The organism is Oenococcus oeni DSM 20252 = AWRIB129 (assembly GCF_000372485.1).
Taxonomy (GTDB): domain Bacteria; phylum Bacillota; class Bacilli; order Lactobacillales; family Lactobacillaceae; genus Oenococcus; species Oenococcus oeni.
In genome coordinates this window covers 1-13,484 of the sequence record NZ_AQVA01000018.1, presented here as the reverse complement: position 1 = coordinate 13,484, position 13,484 = coordinate 1, and the positions used below count along the sequence as shown (strand labels likewise).

Below are 13,484 nucleotides of genomic sequence, written 5' to 3'. Positions count from 1 at the left end.
AAATACAGGGATGGCTAATTTTATGGACAAAGCGGAATATGAAAAAGAGCTCTGTGCAGAATTTGAAGATCTAGTTCAACGAATTAAACATAGAAAACAAAGTGATGAAAAAAATTTATTAAGACAAATTAGAACACTCATGATTTCTTTTTCCAAGTTAGAAAAATTTGATTCTTCCGTGACTTATATCGCTGGTTTGGCTTATGACATTAGAGATATTTTAGGCATTGATTTACAAACTTACGCCAAAGATACCGCAAGAGCACTTTATCAAAATAGGCCCCAGGAAACAGTTGAAGATTTTTATTATGCAGCTGCTGCATATCCTTATTTCCTCAGTAAATGTCAAGATAATGAAAAAGACGATGATAAAAAAATCTCTCGCCTTAACAATTTGTTTCTCAATTATCTCTTAAGCCAATCGGAATCAAGCAAATCTTGATTCTTTTTTTATAAAAAATAAGCCTCTTTAGATTCATTTATCTAGAGAGACCTTAAAGATTAATCGTTTTTATTAAAGTTTTTCTTAATATCATCTACTTTATCGCTGATTTTGTCTTTGGTGTTTTGAGCAACTTCTTTTGCTGTCCCAAATGATTCTTGTAGTTTGCCTTTATTTTTTTGCATTGTTTCTTTATTCATTTTATTGATATATGCTTTAATGTTTTCGGGAATTTTATCTTCTAAATCATCCCCGGATTCATCTATTTTTTTTGCAGCAAATACAGTTCCGGCGACAATTAAGCCACCAGTTATTAATGTACAAGCTACTGTCATCTTTAAAATATTTTTTAATGTATTTTCCATAATTACGCACCTTTTTTATTATTAAAACTTTATTTTCTTAAAAAGAAGGAAATCATCAGAACCAATATTAATGCTCCGATAATGGAGGGAAAAATAGCTACGTCGTAAAATTGTGGTCCCCAGGAACCAAAGAAGACTTGTCCAATCCAGGATCCAACCAAACCAGCTGCGATATCGCCAATCCATCCCATTGCTTCTTTCTTATTAATTGTTGTTCCAGCAATGGTTCCAATTAGAAAACCAATTATTAGAACCAATAACCAATACATGCTTTCTACTCCCTTAGATTAATTTGTTTTTAAAACTAAATTATTTATAGCTAAATATTCAACGAAACTTCATTAAAAGAAAGCAAGAAACAAAGGCTAATGTTTTTATTTTGCTGTTCTGTTTGACCTTGTAACAAACCAGGAAGCTATCAAAACAATGATAACTGCACCGATAATCGAAGGAATTAGTGCCATCCCGGCAAGCTTCGGCCCCCAGTCTCCCAGCAACGATTCACCTAACCAAGAGCCGATTAAACCAGCAACGATATTGGCAATCCATCCCATGCTTTTTCCTTTGCTAGTTAAGGCACCCGCGATGGCACCAATGATTGCTCCAACAATTAACGCCCATATTAAATGCATAATATTCCTCCTTTTTACTTATTAAATCTAAATAGAAATGATGATTAATTTAATTCCACAGTAGTATAAATTATGGGTTTATCATTCAACTCTTGGTTCAGAATTATTTTCAGCGTTCTTTTTAACCTTTTCTGCTGTATTTTTCATTTTCCCCGATAACTTATTGCTCTGTTCGGAAATTGTCTTATTTGCAGTGCCTGCAGCGGATGTTGCTCTATCTTCTAGGCTGACTGCATCTTTTTCATACTGCTCTCTAGTCTTGATATCCGTGACATCAACATTGACTTCAACTACTTCTAGTTCGGTCATTTGACTGACCTGTTTGGCTACAATTTTTTTAATTTCTTCATAAATTTCAGCTATATTTTTGCCATATTCGGCCACAATCGACAAATCGACCGCAACTTGTTTTCTACCCACCTCAACCCCGACACCGGCAGTTTCGTCGTTCGTATTTACAATTTTTTCAGCAATGTTGGAAAAGAAGCCTCCATCTACAGTCAATAAACCATCGATGCTGCCAATCGACAAACCTACGATTTTTTGAATAACCTTGTCCTCGTATGTTAGAGCTCCTCTGATATTATTGTTGTCATTCTTTATTTCGGTTTCTGATTTAGAATTTTGTTCTTTTCTATTAGAGTTTTCCATGATATTTCTCCATCCTGCCATATTTTTTTACCATATTTTTTTATTTCAATATTCCATGGGCTTGAAGATAGAAACCCAGCACACTTCCGGCGATTGTTAATATTAATATCAACATGGTCTGCAAGAAGCCTACAGTAAGGAATAAAATTGCTAGAATGAAACCAGCTGTGCCGATAAGTATCGGCCATTTGTATTGATTAAAAATATTTTCCATCACCTTCCCCCTATTCCACCCGGTGGTGATTAATTTCTTCTTTATAAAGATTATTTAATTTCAGAGTAATTTTAATTTTCTCTCGAGGTGCGTTGAGAAGCTTTGTCAATTTATGTGTTAAATCTTCTTGAAACTTCTGATTTTCACTAGGTAAAACAACATTAGGATCAAAGGATCCGTTTAAATAAATTTTTAGTCTGTGCCTTGTTATTTTTATCTTTGATTTCGGATCTTTAATAAAGGAGTCTTCTTTCGCATTTTCATTTACAAAGCTTTCAATCGCTTTTTTTTGAATCTGTAATTTGCCTTTACTCTTTTTGAAAATCAATTCATGTTTTATACTCGACCACAAAATTATCGTGATAATAAATAATATGGTTAAAACTCCTAAAACGGCACTCAACCAAAATAAAATTTCCGGCATATATTTGCCTATCATAGGATAATGCTCTAATTGAGTTAATTTAAAAGGAAAAGAAACCGTTGATTGAAAACGCAACAGAAGATCTGTCAAAGGAAGCAAGAAGGCGATTGCTATGACTATATATAATAATTTTGTTATTTTTGACATGTGACCACCTCATTTAAAATAAAATAATTGTGGAGAATGCTGCTGTAACCGTTTTACTATTGTTTATAAGTTAATCCTAACAAGCTTTAGAAATAAATACTTCTTGGTAATTTTTGAACAATATAGATTAAGCGCAGATCCTTTTTTGAATTAGTATTTAAAGGATATAGTGAGGCTACGACGATACTTAACCTGATATTTTAATGTCATTAATCTATGAAGAAACAGTAAAAAGTCAGCAAGGGAGCAGCTGAAATTAGAAAAATACATGATTATGAAGATTCTTATGTAATGCAATCCAAAAAAGATATTGAATAAGGCAAAAAAATACAAAGAAGCAGAGGAATTTATAATGAACGCAATCATCTTTCACGGATCGGCACCGCATGCCACGGCTAATAAGTTTTGGTATCAAAACATCGCCAACAGCTTAATTGAGCAAGGAGTAAAAACAATTATTGCTGATTTACCAAAACTCGATCAAGAATCTTTAACTGATACGCTATCCAAGATCAAAAAAATGAATTTAGTAATTGATAAAAATACCATTTTAATTGGTCATTCAGCTGGGACGAATATTATCTTTGCTTTATTGGAAAAACTAACAATGCCAGTTAAGGCTGTCTATCTAGTTGCTGGTTATAGCCAGCTGAATGGTATGAAACATACCACTTTAAAGAGTTCTTATGACTGGGATGCTATTAAAAAGAACGCAAAAGAGTTTTATATTTTTAACTCATTCAATGACCCCTTTAACTGTAACGAAAAGCAAGGAAAGATCTTATTTGATCATTTAGGCGGAACACTAATCTTACGAAACGATGGACATTTTACAAAACAGCAGCAACCACTACTGCTTGCTTTATTGAAACAATATTGATGATATTTTAATTATTTTCACAATTTGAAGACAAGTCAGCCAAACGTTTTATTCCCAGCTCTAAAGCTCTTGTATGGACACTGAGCCCTCTATTTTTAGATTAGATTAAGTTAGCCATATCACCATTTCAAAATAGCTGATTTCTAAGACGAAAGCTAATTACACACCAGCCTGATATAAGCTCTAAAAAATCAATACTTAGACGCAACAAGATTAAAGCTTTGGCGACGCCTAAGCTTAGTTGAAAGGAAGTTTGCGTAGTTGAAAGTCATTGACTTTTATGGGAGAACGGTAAAGAGGCTTTGTGTCTAAGGCAGGAGAATTTGGATAATGATTGTTGAGTTAGAAGGTTTTCAGTACCCAAGAACATCAATTAGGGTTAGCTTATTTATCGGGGCAGCTTAGTTTAGATCAGTTAGAAAATCACCACTTGCAACGGGTCTTAAAGCATGACAGAACTAAACAAATCTTTCTAGGGGAATGTAAAGCTGATCCGACTATTAAGACCAGCCAGATTGAAAAAATCCAAAAGCAGTTAACAAAGCAACAAGATAAAGACGATCAATACCGAAAAGAAAATATCGGACATTATCAACTGTTGAGTTATAAGCCAGTTAGTCCAAGCTACTACTTAAAGACGGCCTTTAGTGACGCTATTATGGCCGCCCTGTATGCCCTTGATGAAGATTACAAACGGCAAAAACAAGAACGTGGCTTAAAAGATACCGAGTGGGAAATAACGAAGAAGAAACGACAACATCAAATCCGCAATCGGCATGAAGACGGCGGCATGCACTTATAAGATAAATGTGATAATTAAATGAACACAATGAGTGCATTTAATTATCACATTTATCTTATAAGTGCATTCTTCATTATTTAATGAATGTAAAGTTTTTTTAGGAGTTGAATAGAATTAACATTCAAGCTAAAAAAACAATCAAAAAAATTTGGAAACTTATTAATGTATCTCCCGGTATCTCCCGGTATCTCCCGGTATCTCCCGGAGGATACATCTTTATTTATTCAATTGATAACGTGTTTTTGGGCCGGTAGCAATTTTATTTATAATTCCTCTATCGACAAGCTCCTTTAGATATTGGTTGGCCTGGGTGTCTTTTATGGATAAAATATCTTCTACATCTTTTCTTCTAATCGATTGATTCTTTTTTAAGAAAGCAATTATTTTTTCGGTTGCATCAGTTTCGGATATAGCAGTTGAAGAAGCATTCATTTGTTGAGTTTTGGTTTTATTGATATCAAAATGAAAATTTTGGTTGGGAAGAGTTAATTTAACAAAATTCTCTCCAGATTCCAATTTCGGTCTTCTTTTCAATTTATCTAATTCATAACTATCTTCAATTCTATCGATTCCCGTGCCCAAATCTTCTACATATTTGAAATATCTTAGAACATAAACCACATTATGATTTCTTGGGTAGTTTCTTCCGGCCAAAACGTCTTGGACTGTTAATCCACCAGGTAAGGATCCAGGGGATAAGATTTCCAACCGATCACTATAGATTTTAATTTGTACACGTCCTTTATCAAGATAAGAGCGATGAGCAAAAGCATTTATCAAACCTTCTCTGATAGCTATAGGAGGGAAGTCCCTGCGGTCCATTCTTTGAGGATTTCCAGTTATTTTTGAATAAGCATGATTGTTTAAATTAATGAACTCCAATATATTATCAATTTGTTCAAATATTGATCCCTTAAATCTTCTGCTGTCAACTAAGGAATCAAGTGTTTTATCACTTTCAAAGATAGCAATAGTTGATATATAAGGATTTTCCTCACTCAATAAGAGTGCGGTATTGGAATATTTATTTTCCTTACTTATAAAGCCCTGTAATTTTCTATTTGTAAAGGGTTCATCTATATTAGCGAATTCTTTTTTTAAATAATCAAAGCTAAGTTTTTGTATTTCGGACGCCTGTTCGTCAAAGGAATCTAGCTTACTTCTATTAATTAATTTCTTTATACTCTCAGCTGAGGCTGGTTCTGTCAAAGAATTGTTTCTTACATATGTATATAGATTGCTTTTAACCTTCAATTGATAGGGTGTCAGATTACCCGGGATAACCTCTATACAAAAAGGATCATTATTTGTGTGCACTTTTACTAGATTGACGGCAGATGGGTAGTACGATGTACTAGCCCAGTTGCTAATTCTTTCTTCAAAGCTATGTTTCTCATCAATACTAAATTCTCTAACAATCTCTCTTTTTTTATCGCTCACGCCTATGTATATAAAAGCCCTATCTTTTCCATTCAAAAAACCAGCTATTTCTCTTTTGATCCTATCCGTAAAATCTTCTTTATATTCTATTACCTGGTTTTCAGCAGGAAAGGGTTGATCTTTAGAATTCAATAACATAACACTTATTATGACATTTACTGTTTAAACAAAAAACGAGATTTATTTAATATTTGTTGACAGGAAATTGAGTATATTTTCTGATCAACTTCCTTTACTTCTAAAGAAAATAAATACCAGATACAAGTTTAGATGGATAATGATGTGGATCTAAATAAAAAGTTAACGATTTATTTAATAATTATGATGTCCTTATCTCTACTATAGGTATTTATGCAGAAAAAATCTCACCTATCTTAACACACCATAAAACTAATTCCTTACAAGAAAAGCATGTTCAGATTGCCGGTACGAATGATTTTGGTAGCCGATCAGATATGGCTGTTACCAGTAAATCAGCTAAGCAAGTGGCTAAAGTCACGACTACTCAAAGGATTACCTTTGCCACCAAAGAGAAGATTAAACTCTTGGCTTATTTCATTGATGGTACCAACGATAAACAAAAACTGGCCTTCAATGATACGGTTGAGCTCTTAGCTGATCTTTACGTCAAAAACAATCTGAATGACCGACAAAGAGAACTGTTCAAAGATATGTTAGAAGAAAAAAGAATCTAATAGCTTTTAGAATATTAAAATAATTTAAAAAGTTCTTCATACAAAACAATTTCTCTCAGTATTTATTCCATGTTTTAAATGAATTAGATTATTAACTTTTTATATGCCCGTGATGAAGATTACAAACGTCAAAAACAAGAACGTGGCTTAAAAAATACCGAGCAAGAAATGACGAAGAAGAAACGACAACATCAAACCCGTAACCGGCATGACGGCGATATGCACTTGTAAGAATAAATCGTTGGTAAGGAAGTTAATATAATCTGTTTCAATAATTAAACAAATTATTACGAAAATAAATTTTGAGAATAATAATTATGAAAATAACTTTTTAATTAGAACTTTATTATTTTTATGTAAACAAAGTGGGTATTTATATTTTTTTCAGTACTTATTATTATAATTTCAATATTATATTATCAAGTATTTTAGCTTTTTCTAAATTGGTAACATATATTCTTCCTTCTAGAACTTCAAAATCACTATCAATTATCTTCTCCAAAATTTTCTTATAGGTGGCTATTGCTAACTTTAAGGAAAATTTTGCTGAAAAACTATCAACTGTTTGGATTACTTCTAATTCAGATTCATAAAAAAATAACGCCTTTTTAGATAGGAAGGCAATTAGCTTCTTTAGGTTCCTCTTAGTCTTTCTTCCTTTTAATTCTTCTTTATTTACTTTAAATAAAACGAGCAATTGATCAGGAATAAAAACTCTATTCCTGATAGCATCCTCATGGATATCGCGTAATATATTAGTTAATTGCATAGCTATTCCTATATCAATCACTTTATTTCTTATAGAACTTAAATTATTATTTTTGGACAAAATTGGAAAAATCATACATCCAACTGTTCCGGCAACTTGATAACAATAATGAATCAAATCATCATAAGTATTTATAACTTTATTTTTTAAATCCGAATCTTGTCCTGCAAACATTTGCATCATTTCTAATTTATCAATCTCAAACGTTTTAAAAATAAACGCTACTTTATCAGCTAAATTTGAATTTTCATTAAGCATGATTTCATTTTTACTTGAAGCTTTCACCCAAGAGCTGAATAAAAAGTTATAATTATTTTTTTTCCTTCGTCAACTGCATCATCAATTTGTCTTAAAAAATCGTAAATAACAAAAATACTGAAAGCTTGTTCATCTGGTAGCTTAGAAAATGAAAAATAAAAAGAACTCGAATTTTTTTGATAGAATTCTTGCTTTCTATAAAATAATTAAGATTCTGTTCTATAAATTTATTAGGGAGATTCATTTAAAATCTCTCTCTAGTTCTTGAGCACTCAATTGCCCACTTGTAATCACAATGGGTACTCCTGCTCCTGGATGAACACTAGCGCCAGCAAAATATAAATTTTTTATTGTTGAATGTCGATTGTGTGGACGAAAATAGTTACTTTGCATTAATGTAGGTTTTAAACCAAAGGTTGAACCAAAAAAACTATTGTATTTTTCTCTAAAATTATTTGGTGTAAATATTTTTTTAAAAACGATACTTTTTTTGAAATCTTTTAGGTTAAGCTCTTTTTCTAATTTATCAATAATTAAATTATAAAAATTAGTTATTATACTATTGCTCCATTTATCATAAGATTTCAAATTTGGTACAGGAACTAGAACGTAAATTGATGATTCACCATGGGGTGCGAATGTTTTATCAATACTGCTTGGGTTATAAACATAAAAAGATGGATCTTTAGGGATTATCCCATGATCGATTTCATTAACATTTCTTTCAAAATCATCAGCCATTTTAATAGTATGTAATTTTAGGTCAGCATATTTTTTGTCTATGCCTAAATAGAGCATAAAACATGACATTGAATAATCTAGCTTTTTTATTTTCTTCTTTGAATACCTTCCTTTTTCTTTATCAGAAGCATTCAATAAATGAGAAATTGTATAAGGAAAATCTGCATTAGCTATTACTGCATCAAAGTTTTGTACCTTTCTAATTGTACTAATTCCTGTTACTTGGTTTTTTTATTTACTTTTATTTCTGCAACGGGACTTTTACATTTTATTTCACCACCAAGTTCTATGAACCGTTTTTCTAGAGCCTTTGCATAAGCAAACATTCCTCCTTTTATAAACCAAACTCCATAGACTAATTCAATCATGGGAATAATGTTATAGATAGAAGGACCATTAAAAGGAGAAATTCCAATATAGAGAGTCTGAAAAGACATTAAATACTGAAGTTTAGTATTCGAAATATTTTTTTTAACTGCTTCGTAGGAAGAAGAAAAAGTTTTTAATTTATAAGCATTCCATAATGTTTTAATATTAAAAAAATCTTTCGGGCCACGAAAACTGCGATAAATAAAATTTTTTTTCGCAATAAGGTACTTATTGTAAATATCAGCCAGGTAATTTAAAAATCCTAACATTTCATTTTCACCAAAAGCTTCGAATTCATGAGCAATATCTGTCAGATCTGATGACAAGGGAATTTTTTGATTATTGGTTACAACATCCATGAAAGGATTAATTTTCTTCATGGTAAAATAATCTTCATAATTAACATTGGTATCCTCAAATGGCTTTTTATAGATATCGGGCATCATAACAATTGTTGGCCCCATATCAAATTTAAAACCGTTTTCTCTGATTGAATCCATTTTTCCTCCTGGATGATCATTCTTTTCGAAAATAGTTACCTGATAGCCATTGTTTTGTAAATATATGCCAGCTGTTAATCCTCCTATTCCCGCTCCTATTATCGCTATTTTTTTCATATTTCTCTTTCCCTTTTTTGAAAACAATTCCATTTTAAGTGATTTATTTTCCCTTGTCTAAAAAATCTTGTAATAAAAATATTAATATAAATGAATTAATTTACTATTTTATCCAAAAATCATCATTTTAAGAGCGTTGGGATTTTAAAATTAACTCCATTAGGAAAGGATGGCGACAAAATTTTATAAAAATGGTTGATCAAACAAAGACAGACATAACCCTTTTTCAAAAACAATTGTCTGCGGCTCCTACAAATATGAAATTAGAAATATCGATTCAGCATAAAATTGATAGTTTTTCTAAGTGATCATTTGGAAACAGAATATAAAAGTTTCAGTTTTTTTAAATAATTTAAGAACACACAATCTTCCTTTGGTTAGATTAATTTGATTCATTGGCATATATTTAAACTTTTAGTATTTATTTTTTATGAGGATTTAGATAAATGGATCGCCAGATCATATTTGCTAGAATTCATCAAATTGTAATTTTATGATAAAAACTTGGAAAAAATTTCCATCTATACTTAAAGAAGTGTTTCTAGGAGCTTAAGCCACTATTATAACTATAGTTATGCCAGGAATTTTGTAACTGTTTAAAATATCAAGAAAGGAAATAGACAAATGATAAAAAACACATTAGAGAATCCTTTAAAGAAACATTTTAATCAAGATTACCCCGATCAGTTTCAAGAGGAACCCGGATTAGAGTCAAAACTTACACCTAAACCAGATGCTGGAGAAGAAACCTATCAAGGATCAAATCAACTAAAAGGCCGAAAAGCACTTGTAACTGGTGGCGATTCGGGAATTGGACGTGCCGCTGCAATTGCTTATGCCCGTGAGGGAGCGGATGTAGCAATTAATTATCTTCCATCTGAACAGTCTGATGCTGAGGAAGTAAAAAAATATATTGAAGAATCTGGCAGAAAGGCTGTTTTAATTCCTGGTGATCTTAAGTCAGAAGATTTTAACCAAAAAATGGTCAAAAAGGCCGTGGAAGAATTAGGTGGATTAGATATTTTAGCTTTAGTAGCCGGTAAACAGCAAGCGGAAACAGATATTACTCATCTTTCCACTAAACAGCTTGAAGATACATTTGCCACAAATGTCTTTTCAATTTTTTGGACGGTCAAAGCAGCTTTACAATATTTAAAAGCTGGTTCCGCTATTATCACAACTACCTCAATTCAAGCTTATAAACCTTCTTCGTTTTTGCTTGACTATGCATCTACAAAAGGAGCCATTCATACTTTGACCCAAGCCCTCTCTGGTCAATTAGCTGAAAAGGGGATTAGAGTAAATACTGTTGCCCCTGGTCCAATTTGGACACCTCTACAGGTGACCGGGGCTCAACCACAGGAAAATATTCCGTCATTTGGCCAGAACACTCCATTAAAACGTGCTGGCCAACCAGTTGAATTATCATCCGTTTATGTTTTCCTTGCTTCAAATCAGGCTAGTTATGTTACGGGGCAAACTTATGGTGTAACTGGTGGTGGTTTTACGAATTAAAATTAATTTTTTTCTCGGTCAATCATTTTTGGTGTTTATCAAGAGCCTTTTATTTCTTTAAAAAGCTCTTTTTATATGGTTTTTATTACTAACTATATTTTTATTTAAAAGTTATTCCCTATTAATGTTTGTAAGAAAAGCAAAGCTGTTGTCGTCATGAATTCGCTTACATTAAACCGTATAATGAAGCTGAGCTACTGGGAGATTTCTTAAAAGCTAGTAGACTTTAATCAAACAAAATTGATCATGACATAAATTCATTGAATATTTATTGTGATCTAGTTTCACAGGCCAATTTTATTAATATGAGCTTATTTTATGGTCAAAAACAAAGGAGTGATTCAAATGGAAGATATGTTCAAAAAGCTAATCAAGGTTACTGTTATTGGCAGTTTAATTACAACAAGCGTTATGATTGCAGGAACAATTTTAGTTGTTAAAAAAATTGATGACTCTGGAGACAAGATAGAGGATAAAAAAGACTCTTTTAAAGATAGAATTACCGGGGCAGCTAACGTTCTCATGGGCAAAGCTACTAATGATATGTTCAAAGAAAATAAAGGAAAACTTCAAGAAACTAAAGGAAAAGCAAAGGAAACTTTTAATGATGTGAAAGATAATATTAGTGATAAAGTTAATGACATCAAAAAGAATTCAAACTAATTAAAATATTAACTTTCTTAGCTGGCACTAGTGATTTAGTTTCATTACTAGTGCTTTTTAGTTATTCAATATTTTGATTTTCTTAGTCTTTATCTTTCGAAATAGTTCTTATAAAATCATTGTTTTAATTAGCTTTACTAACCAAATTCCTTCTGTTAGTTAACCGTGGAATTTTACTTTGATTGAAGTTTTAATTGTTATTCGAAATTTTTTTATTTCGGATCATTCAGTATCATTTATTTTTCAGAACTAACTATTATTATCTTAATTTAATTTATAATATTTTTTCTATTCAATAATTCGGCTAATTGCCAATCTGACATGGCCTAATATAATCAACTATAATTATTTATGACCTCAAGAAAGTTATTTTGTGGGGTCAAGAACGGATTTGGTAAAACTATGAAATGGTTTTGCCTTAAAGATAAAAATTATAAGGAGGGTTTAGTATGCATTTGATTTGGGCTTTAATTATTGGTGCCATTATTGGCGCTATTGCAGGTGCTTTAACAAGTAAAGGCCAAGCAATGGGTTGGGTCGCAAATATAGTAGCTGGTCTAGTGGGTTCTTGGGTCGGTGAATCGTTGTTAGGCCATTGGGGACCAAGCTTAGCCGGTATGGCGCTAATTCCTTCGATTATTGGAGCTGTTATTGTGGTTGTTATTGTTTCTTGGGTAATGTCTGCAATGAACAAAAAAAATAGTTTTTAATAAATTGGGACTGATAAAAAGGTCTCTTTTTTAATTTATGTATTAATATTCGCTAATTATTATTTTTTAAGAAAAGATTGGTGAATAGATGAATAAAAATTATAGTCTCAATAATTTTAAATAAGCTTGCATGTTAAAAAGAGATTTACTAGAAGATTTAAGCACCAATCTTTGGTAATAAAAACCCGGCATAAAAATGCTGGGTTTATTTTACTAGGATGTGTAAAAGTAAAAACGAATACTAATCAAACTCTTCGTAAGTATTAGGATCTTGTCCATCAACACGGCCATCAGAACGGTTCAAAGCATTGATTTGCTCTATTTCGGATGAGGTTAGAGAAAAATCAAAAATATCAATATTGCTGCGTTGATGAATTAGACTACTAGATTTCGGCAAGGGTATAATTCCCCGCTGGGTATGCCAACGAAGAATAATTTGGCCAGTATTTTTACCGTATTTATCAGCCAAATTTTTAATAATATCTTCTTTAAGAGCTGCACTGCCCCTTCCAAGTGGGCTCCAAGCTTCGCTGACAATGCCGCGTGATTTATTAGCAGCAAGCATATCTTCCTGAACCCAATAAGGATGAACTTCAATTTGATTGACAGCCGGAGTAACGCCGCTTTCATTGATAATACGGTCTAGATGTTCAGGAAGAAAATTAGAAACACCGATCGAACGGATCAAACCGAGTTTCTGGGCATCAACCAAAGCCTTCCAAGCTTTGACATAATGGTCCCGTTTCGGCAAGGGCCAATGAATTAGGTAAAGATCCAGATAATCTATTCCCATCCGAAAAATAGATTCCTGAATCATCATCAGAGCATCTTGATAATGATGATATTTTCCAGGTAGCTTAGAAGTAACTATAAATTCGGAACGAGGAATACCCGAACGACGAATGGCCTCGCCAACAGCTCCTTCGCTATCATAATTGGTCGATGTATCAATCAAACGATAGCCGTCTTCAATAGCAGACAAAATTTGATCGACCCCTTGGCCGCCTCTGACTAAATAAGTCCCCAAACCGATTGCCGGCAATGAATGGCCATCATTTAAAACAATATTTGGAACGGAACGCGATAATACCATATAAACTTTCTCCTCTCTTTTACAACTTTATAAACTAATTTTAATTCTTTGAATAAA

General features: G+C 32.3%; 17 protein-coding genes and 2 pseudogenes. 8 read left to right on the top strand and 11 right to left on the bottom strand.

What is annotated here, in order from left to right; translation table 11 throughout:
• Window positions 1–442: hypothetical protein (locus A3G9_RS0109010; RefSeq protein WP_248637482.1), on the top strand; the 442-nt coding region annotated here is incomplete at its 5' end.
• Window positions 443–501: 59 nt separating this feature from the next.
• Here A3G9_RS0109010 and A3G9_RS1000000110770 read toward each other — a convergent pair.
• From A3G9_RS1000000110770 to amaP, 6 genes are all read right to left on the bottom strand, one after another.
• Window positions 502–807, bottom strand: coding sequence for a YtxH domain-containing protein (locus A3G9_RS1000000110770; protein WP_002817527.1), 306 nt, complete (start codon window positions 805–807; stop codon window positions 502–504).
• Between the two features lie 29 nt (window positions 808–836).
• A complete protein-coding gene (locus A3G9_RS0109000) occupies window positions 837–1,076 on the bottom strand; it encodes a GlsB/YeaQ/YmgE family stress response membrane protein (protein WP_002821220.1) in 240 nt (79 codons plus the stop codon).
• Between the two features lie 105 nt (window positions 1,077–1,181).
• Window positions 1,182–1,439: a GlsB/YeaQ/YmgE family stress response membrane protein gene (locus A3G9_RS0108995; protein WP_002817528.1), complete on the bottom strand. Its 258-nt coding sequence runs from the start codon at window positions 1,437–1,439 to the stop codon at window positions 1,182–1,184.
• Between the two features lie 81 nt (window positions 1,440–1,520).
• Complete coding sequence (locus tag A3G9_RS0108990) at window positions 1,521–2,090, bottom strand: Asp23/Gls24 family envelope stress response protein (protein ID WP_002821221.1); 570 nt, start codon at window positions 2,088–2,090, stop codon at window positions 1,521–1,523.
• 40 nt (window positions 2,091–2,130) lie between these two features.
• On the bottom strand, window positions 2,131–2,304 hold the full coding sequence (locus tag A3G9_RS1000000110055) for a DUF2273 domain-containing protein (protein ID WP_002821222.1): 174 nt from the start codon (window positions 2,302–2,304) through the stop codon (window positions 2,131–2,133).
• Between the two features lie 10 nt (window positions 2,305–2,314).
• Window positions 2,315–2,875 (bottom strand): alkaline shock response membrane anchor protein AmaP, encoded by a 561-nt coding sequence (gene amaP, locus A3G9_RS0108980; protein WP_002821223.1) that lies wholly within the window; start codon window positions 2,873–2,875, stop codon window positions 2,315–2,317.
• Window positions 2,876–3,227: 352 nt separating this feature from the next.
• Between amaP and A3G9_RS0108975 the strand changes: the two genes are divergently transcribed.
• Together A3G9_RS0108975 and A3G9_RS0108970 are read left to right on the top strand one after the other, a co-directional pair.
• The gene (locus tag A3G9_RS0108975; protein ID WP_002821224.1) at window positions 3,228–3,755 is read left to right on the top strand and encodes an alpha/beta hydrolase; all 528 of its coding nucleotides are present in this window, start codon (window positions 3,228–3,230) and stop codon (window positions 3,753–3,755) included.
• A 346-nt stretch (window positions 3,756–4,101) separates the two neighbouring features.
• Window positions 4,102–4,557: pseudogene (locus A3G9_RS0108970) on the top strand (MobA/MobL protein); the annotation flags it as partial.
• 216 nt (window positions 4,558–4,773) lie between these two features.
• Here the strand turns inward: A3G9_RS0108970 and A3G9_RS0108965 are convergent.
• Complete coding sequence (locus A3G9_RS0108965; RefSeq protein ID WP_002821226.1) at window positions 4,774–6,135, bottom strand: ATP-binding protein; 1,362 nt, start codon at window positions 6,133–6,135, stop codon at window positions 4,774–4,776.
• A 317-nt stretch (window positions 6,136–6,452) separates the two neighbouring features.
• Here A3G9_RS0108965 and A3G9_RS0108960 point away from each other — a divergent pair, with 317 nt between their 5' ends.
• Window positions 6,453–6,692, top strand: a complete 240-nt coding sequence (locus A3G9_RS0108960; RefSeq protein ID WP_002821227.1) for a hypothetical protein — start codon at window positions 6,453–6,455, stop codon at window positions 6,690–6,692.
• Window positions 6,693–6,779: 87 nt separating this feature from the next.
• A pseudogene (locus tag A3G9_RS1000000110155) lies at window positions 6,780–6,923 on the top strand (MobA/MobL protein); the annotation flags it as partial.
• A 166-nt stretch (window positions 6,924–7,089) separates the two neighbouring features.
• On the opposite strand, the gene A3G9_RS0108955 reads toward A3G9_RS1000000110155, so the two are convergent.
• The 3 genes from A3G9_RS0108955 to A3G9_RS1000000110270 all read right to left on the bottom strand — a co-directional run bounded on the left by A3G9_RS0108955 (window position 7,090) and on the right by A3G9_RS1000000110270 (window position 9,479).
• Complete coding sequence (locus tag A3G9_RS0108955; protein WP_018025311.1) at window positions 7,090–7,746, bottom strand: squalene/phytoene synthase family protein; 657 nt, start codon at window positions 7,744–7,746, stop codon at window positions 7,090–7,092.
• A gap of 213 nt (window positions 7,747–7,959) precedes the next feature.
• A complete protein-coding gene (locus A3G9_RS1000000110275; RefSeq protein WP_002821230.1) occupies window positions 7,960–8,595 on the bottom strand; it encodes a phytoene desaturase family protein in 636 nt (211 codons plus the stop codon).
• An 83-nt stretch (window positions 8,596–8,678) separates the two neighbouring features.
• The gene (locus A3G9_RS1000000110270; protein WP_143795020.1) at window positions 8,679–9,479 is read right to left on the bottom strand and encodes a phytoene desaturase family protein; all 801 of its coding nucleotides are present in this window, start codon (window positions 9,477–9,479) and stop codon (window positions 8,679–8,681) included.
• Window positions 9,480–10,070: 591 nt separating this feature from the next.
• Here A3G9_RS1000000110270 and A3G9_RS0108940 point away from each other — a divergent pair.
• The 3 genes from A3G9_RS0108940 to A3G9_RS0108930 all read left to right on the top strand — a co-directional run bounded on the left by A3G9_RS0108940 (window position 10,071) and on the right by A3G9_RS0108930 (window position 12,334).
• Window positions 10,071–10,961, top strand: a complete 891-nt coding sequence (locus A3G9_RS0108940) for an SDR family oxidoreductase (protein WP_002821232.1) — start codon at window positions 10,071–10,073, stop codon at window positions 10,959–10,961.
• Between the two features lie 318 nt (window positions 10,962–11,279).
• On the top strand, window positions 11,280–11,624 hold the full coding sequence (locus tag A3G9_RS0108935; RefSeq protein WP_011677342.1) for a CsbD family protein: 345 nt from the start codon (window positions 11,280–11,282) through the stop codon (window positions 11,622–11,624).
• Between the two features lie 449 nt (window positions 11,625–12,073).
• Window positions 12,074–12,334: a GlsB/YeaQ/YmgE family stress response membrane protein gene (locus tag A3G9_RS0108930; RefSeq protein ID WP_002821234.1), complete on the top strand. Its 261-nt coding sequence runs from the start codon at window positions 12,074–12,076 to the stop codon at window positions 12,332–12,334.
• 241 nt (window positions 12,335–12,575) lie between these two features.
• Here A3G9_RS0108930 and A3G9_RS0108925 read toward each other — a convergent pair whose 3' ends face one another.
• On the bottom strand, window positions 12,576–13,427 hold the full coding sequence (locus tag A3G9_RS0108925; RefSeq protein WP_002821174.1) for an aldo/keto reductase: 852 nt from the start codon (window positions 13,425–13,427) through the stop codon (window positions 12,576–12,578).
• Window positions 13,428–13,484: the final 57 nt, after the last annotated feature.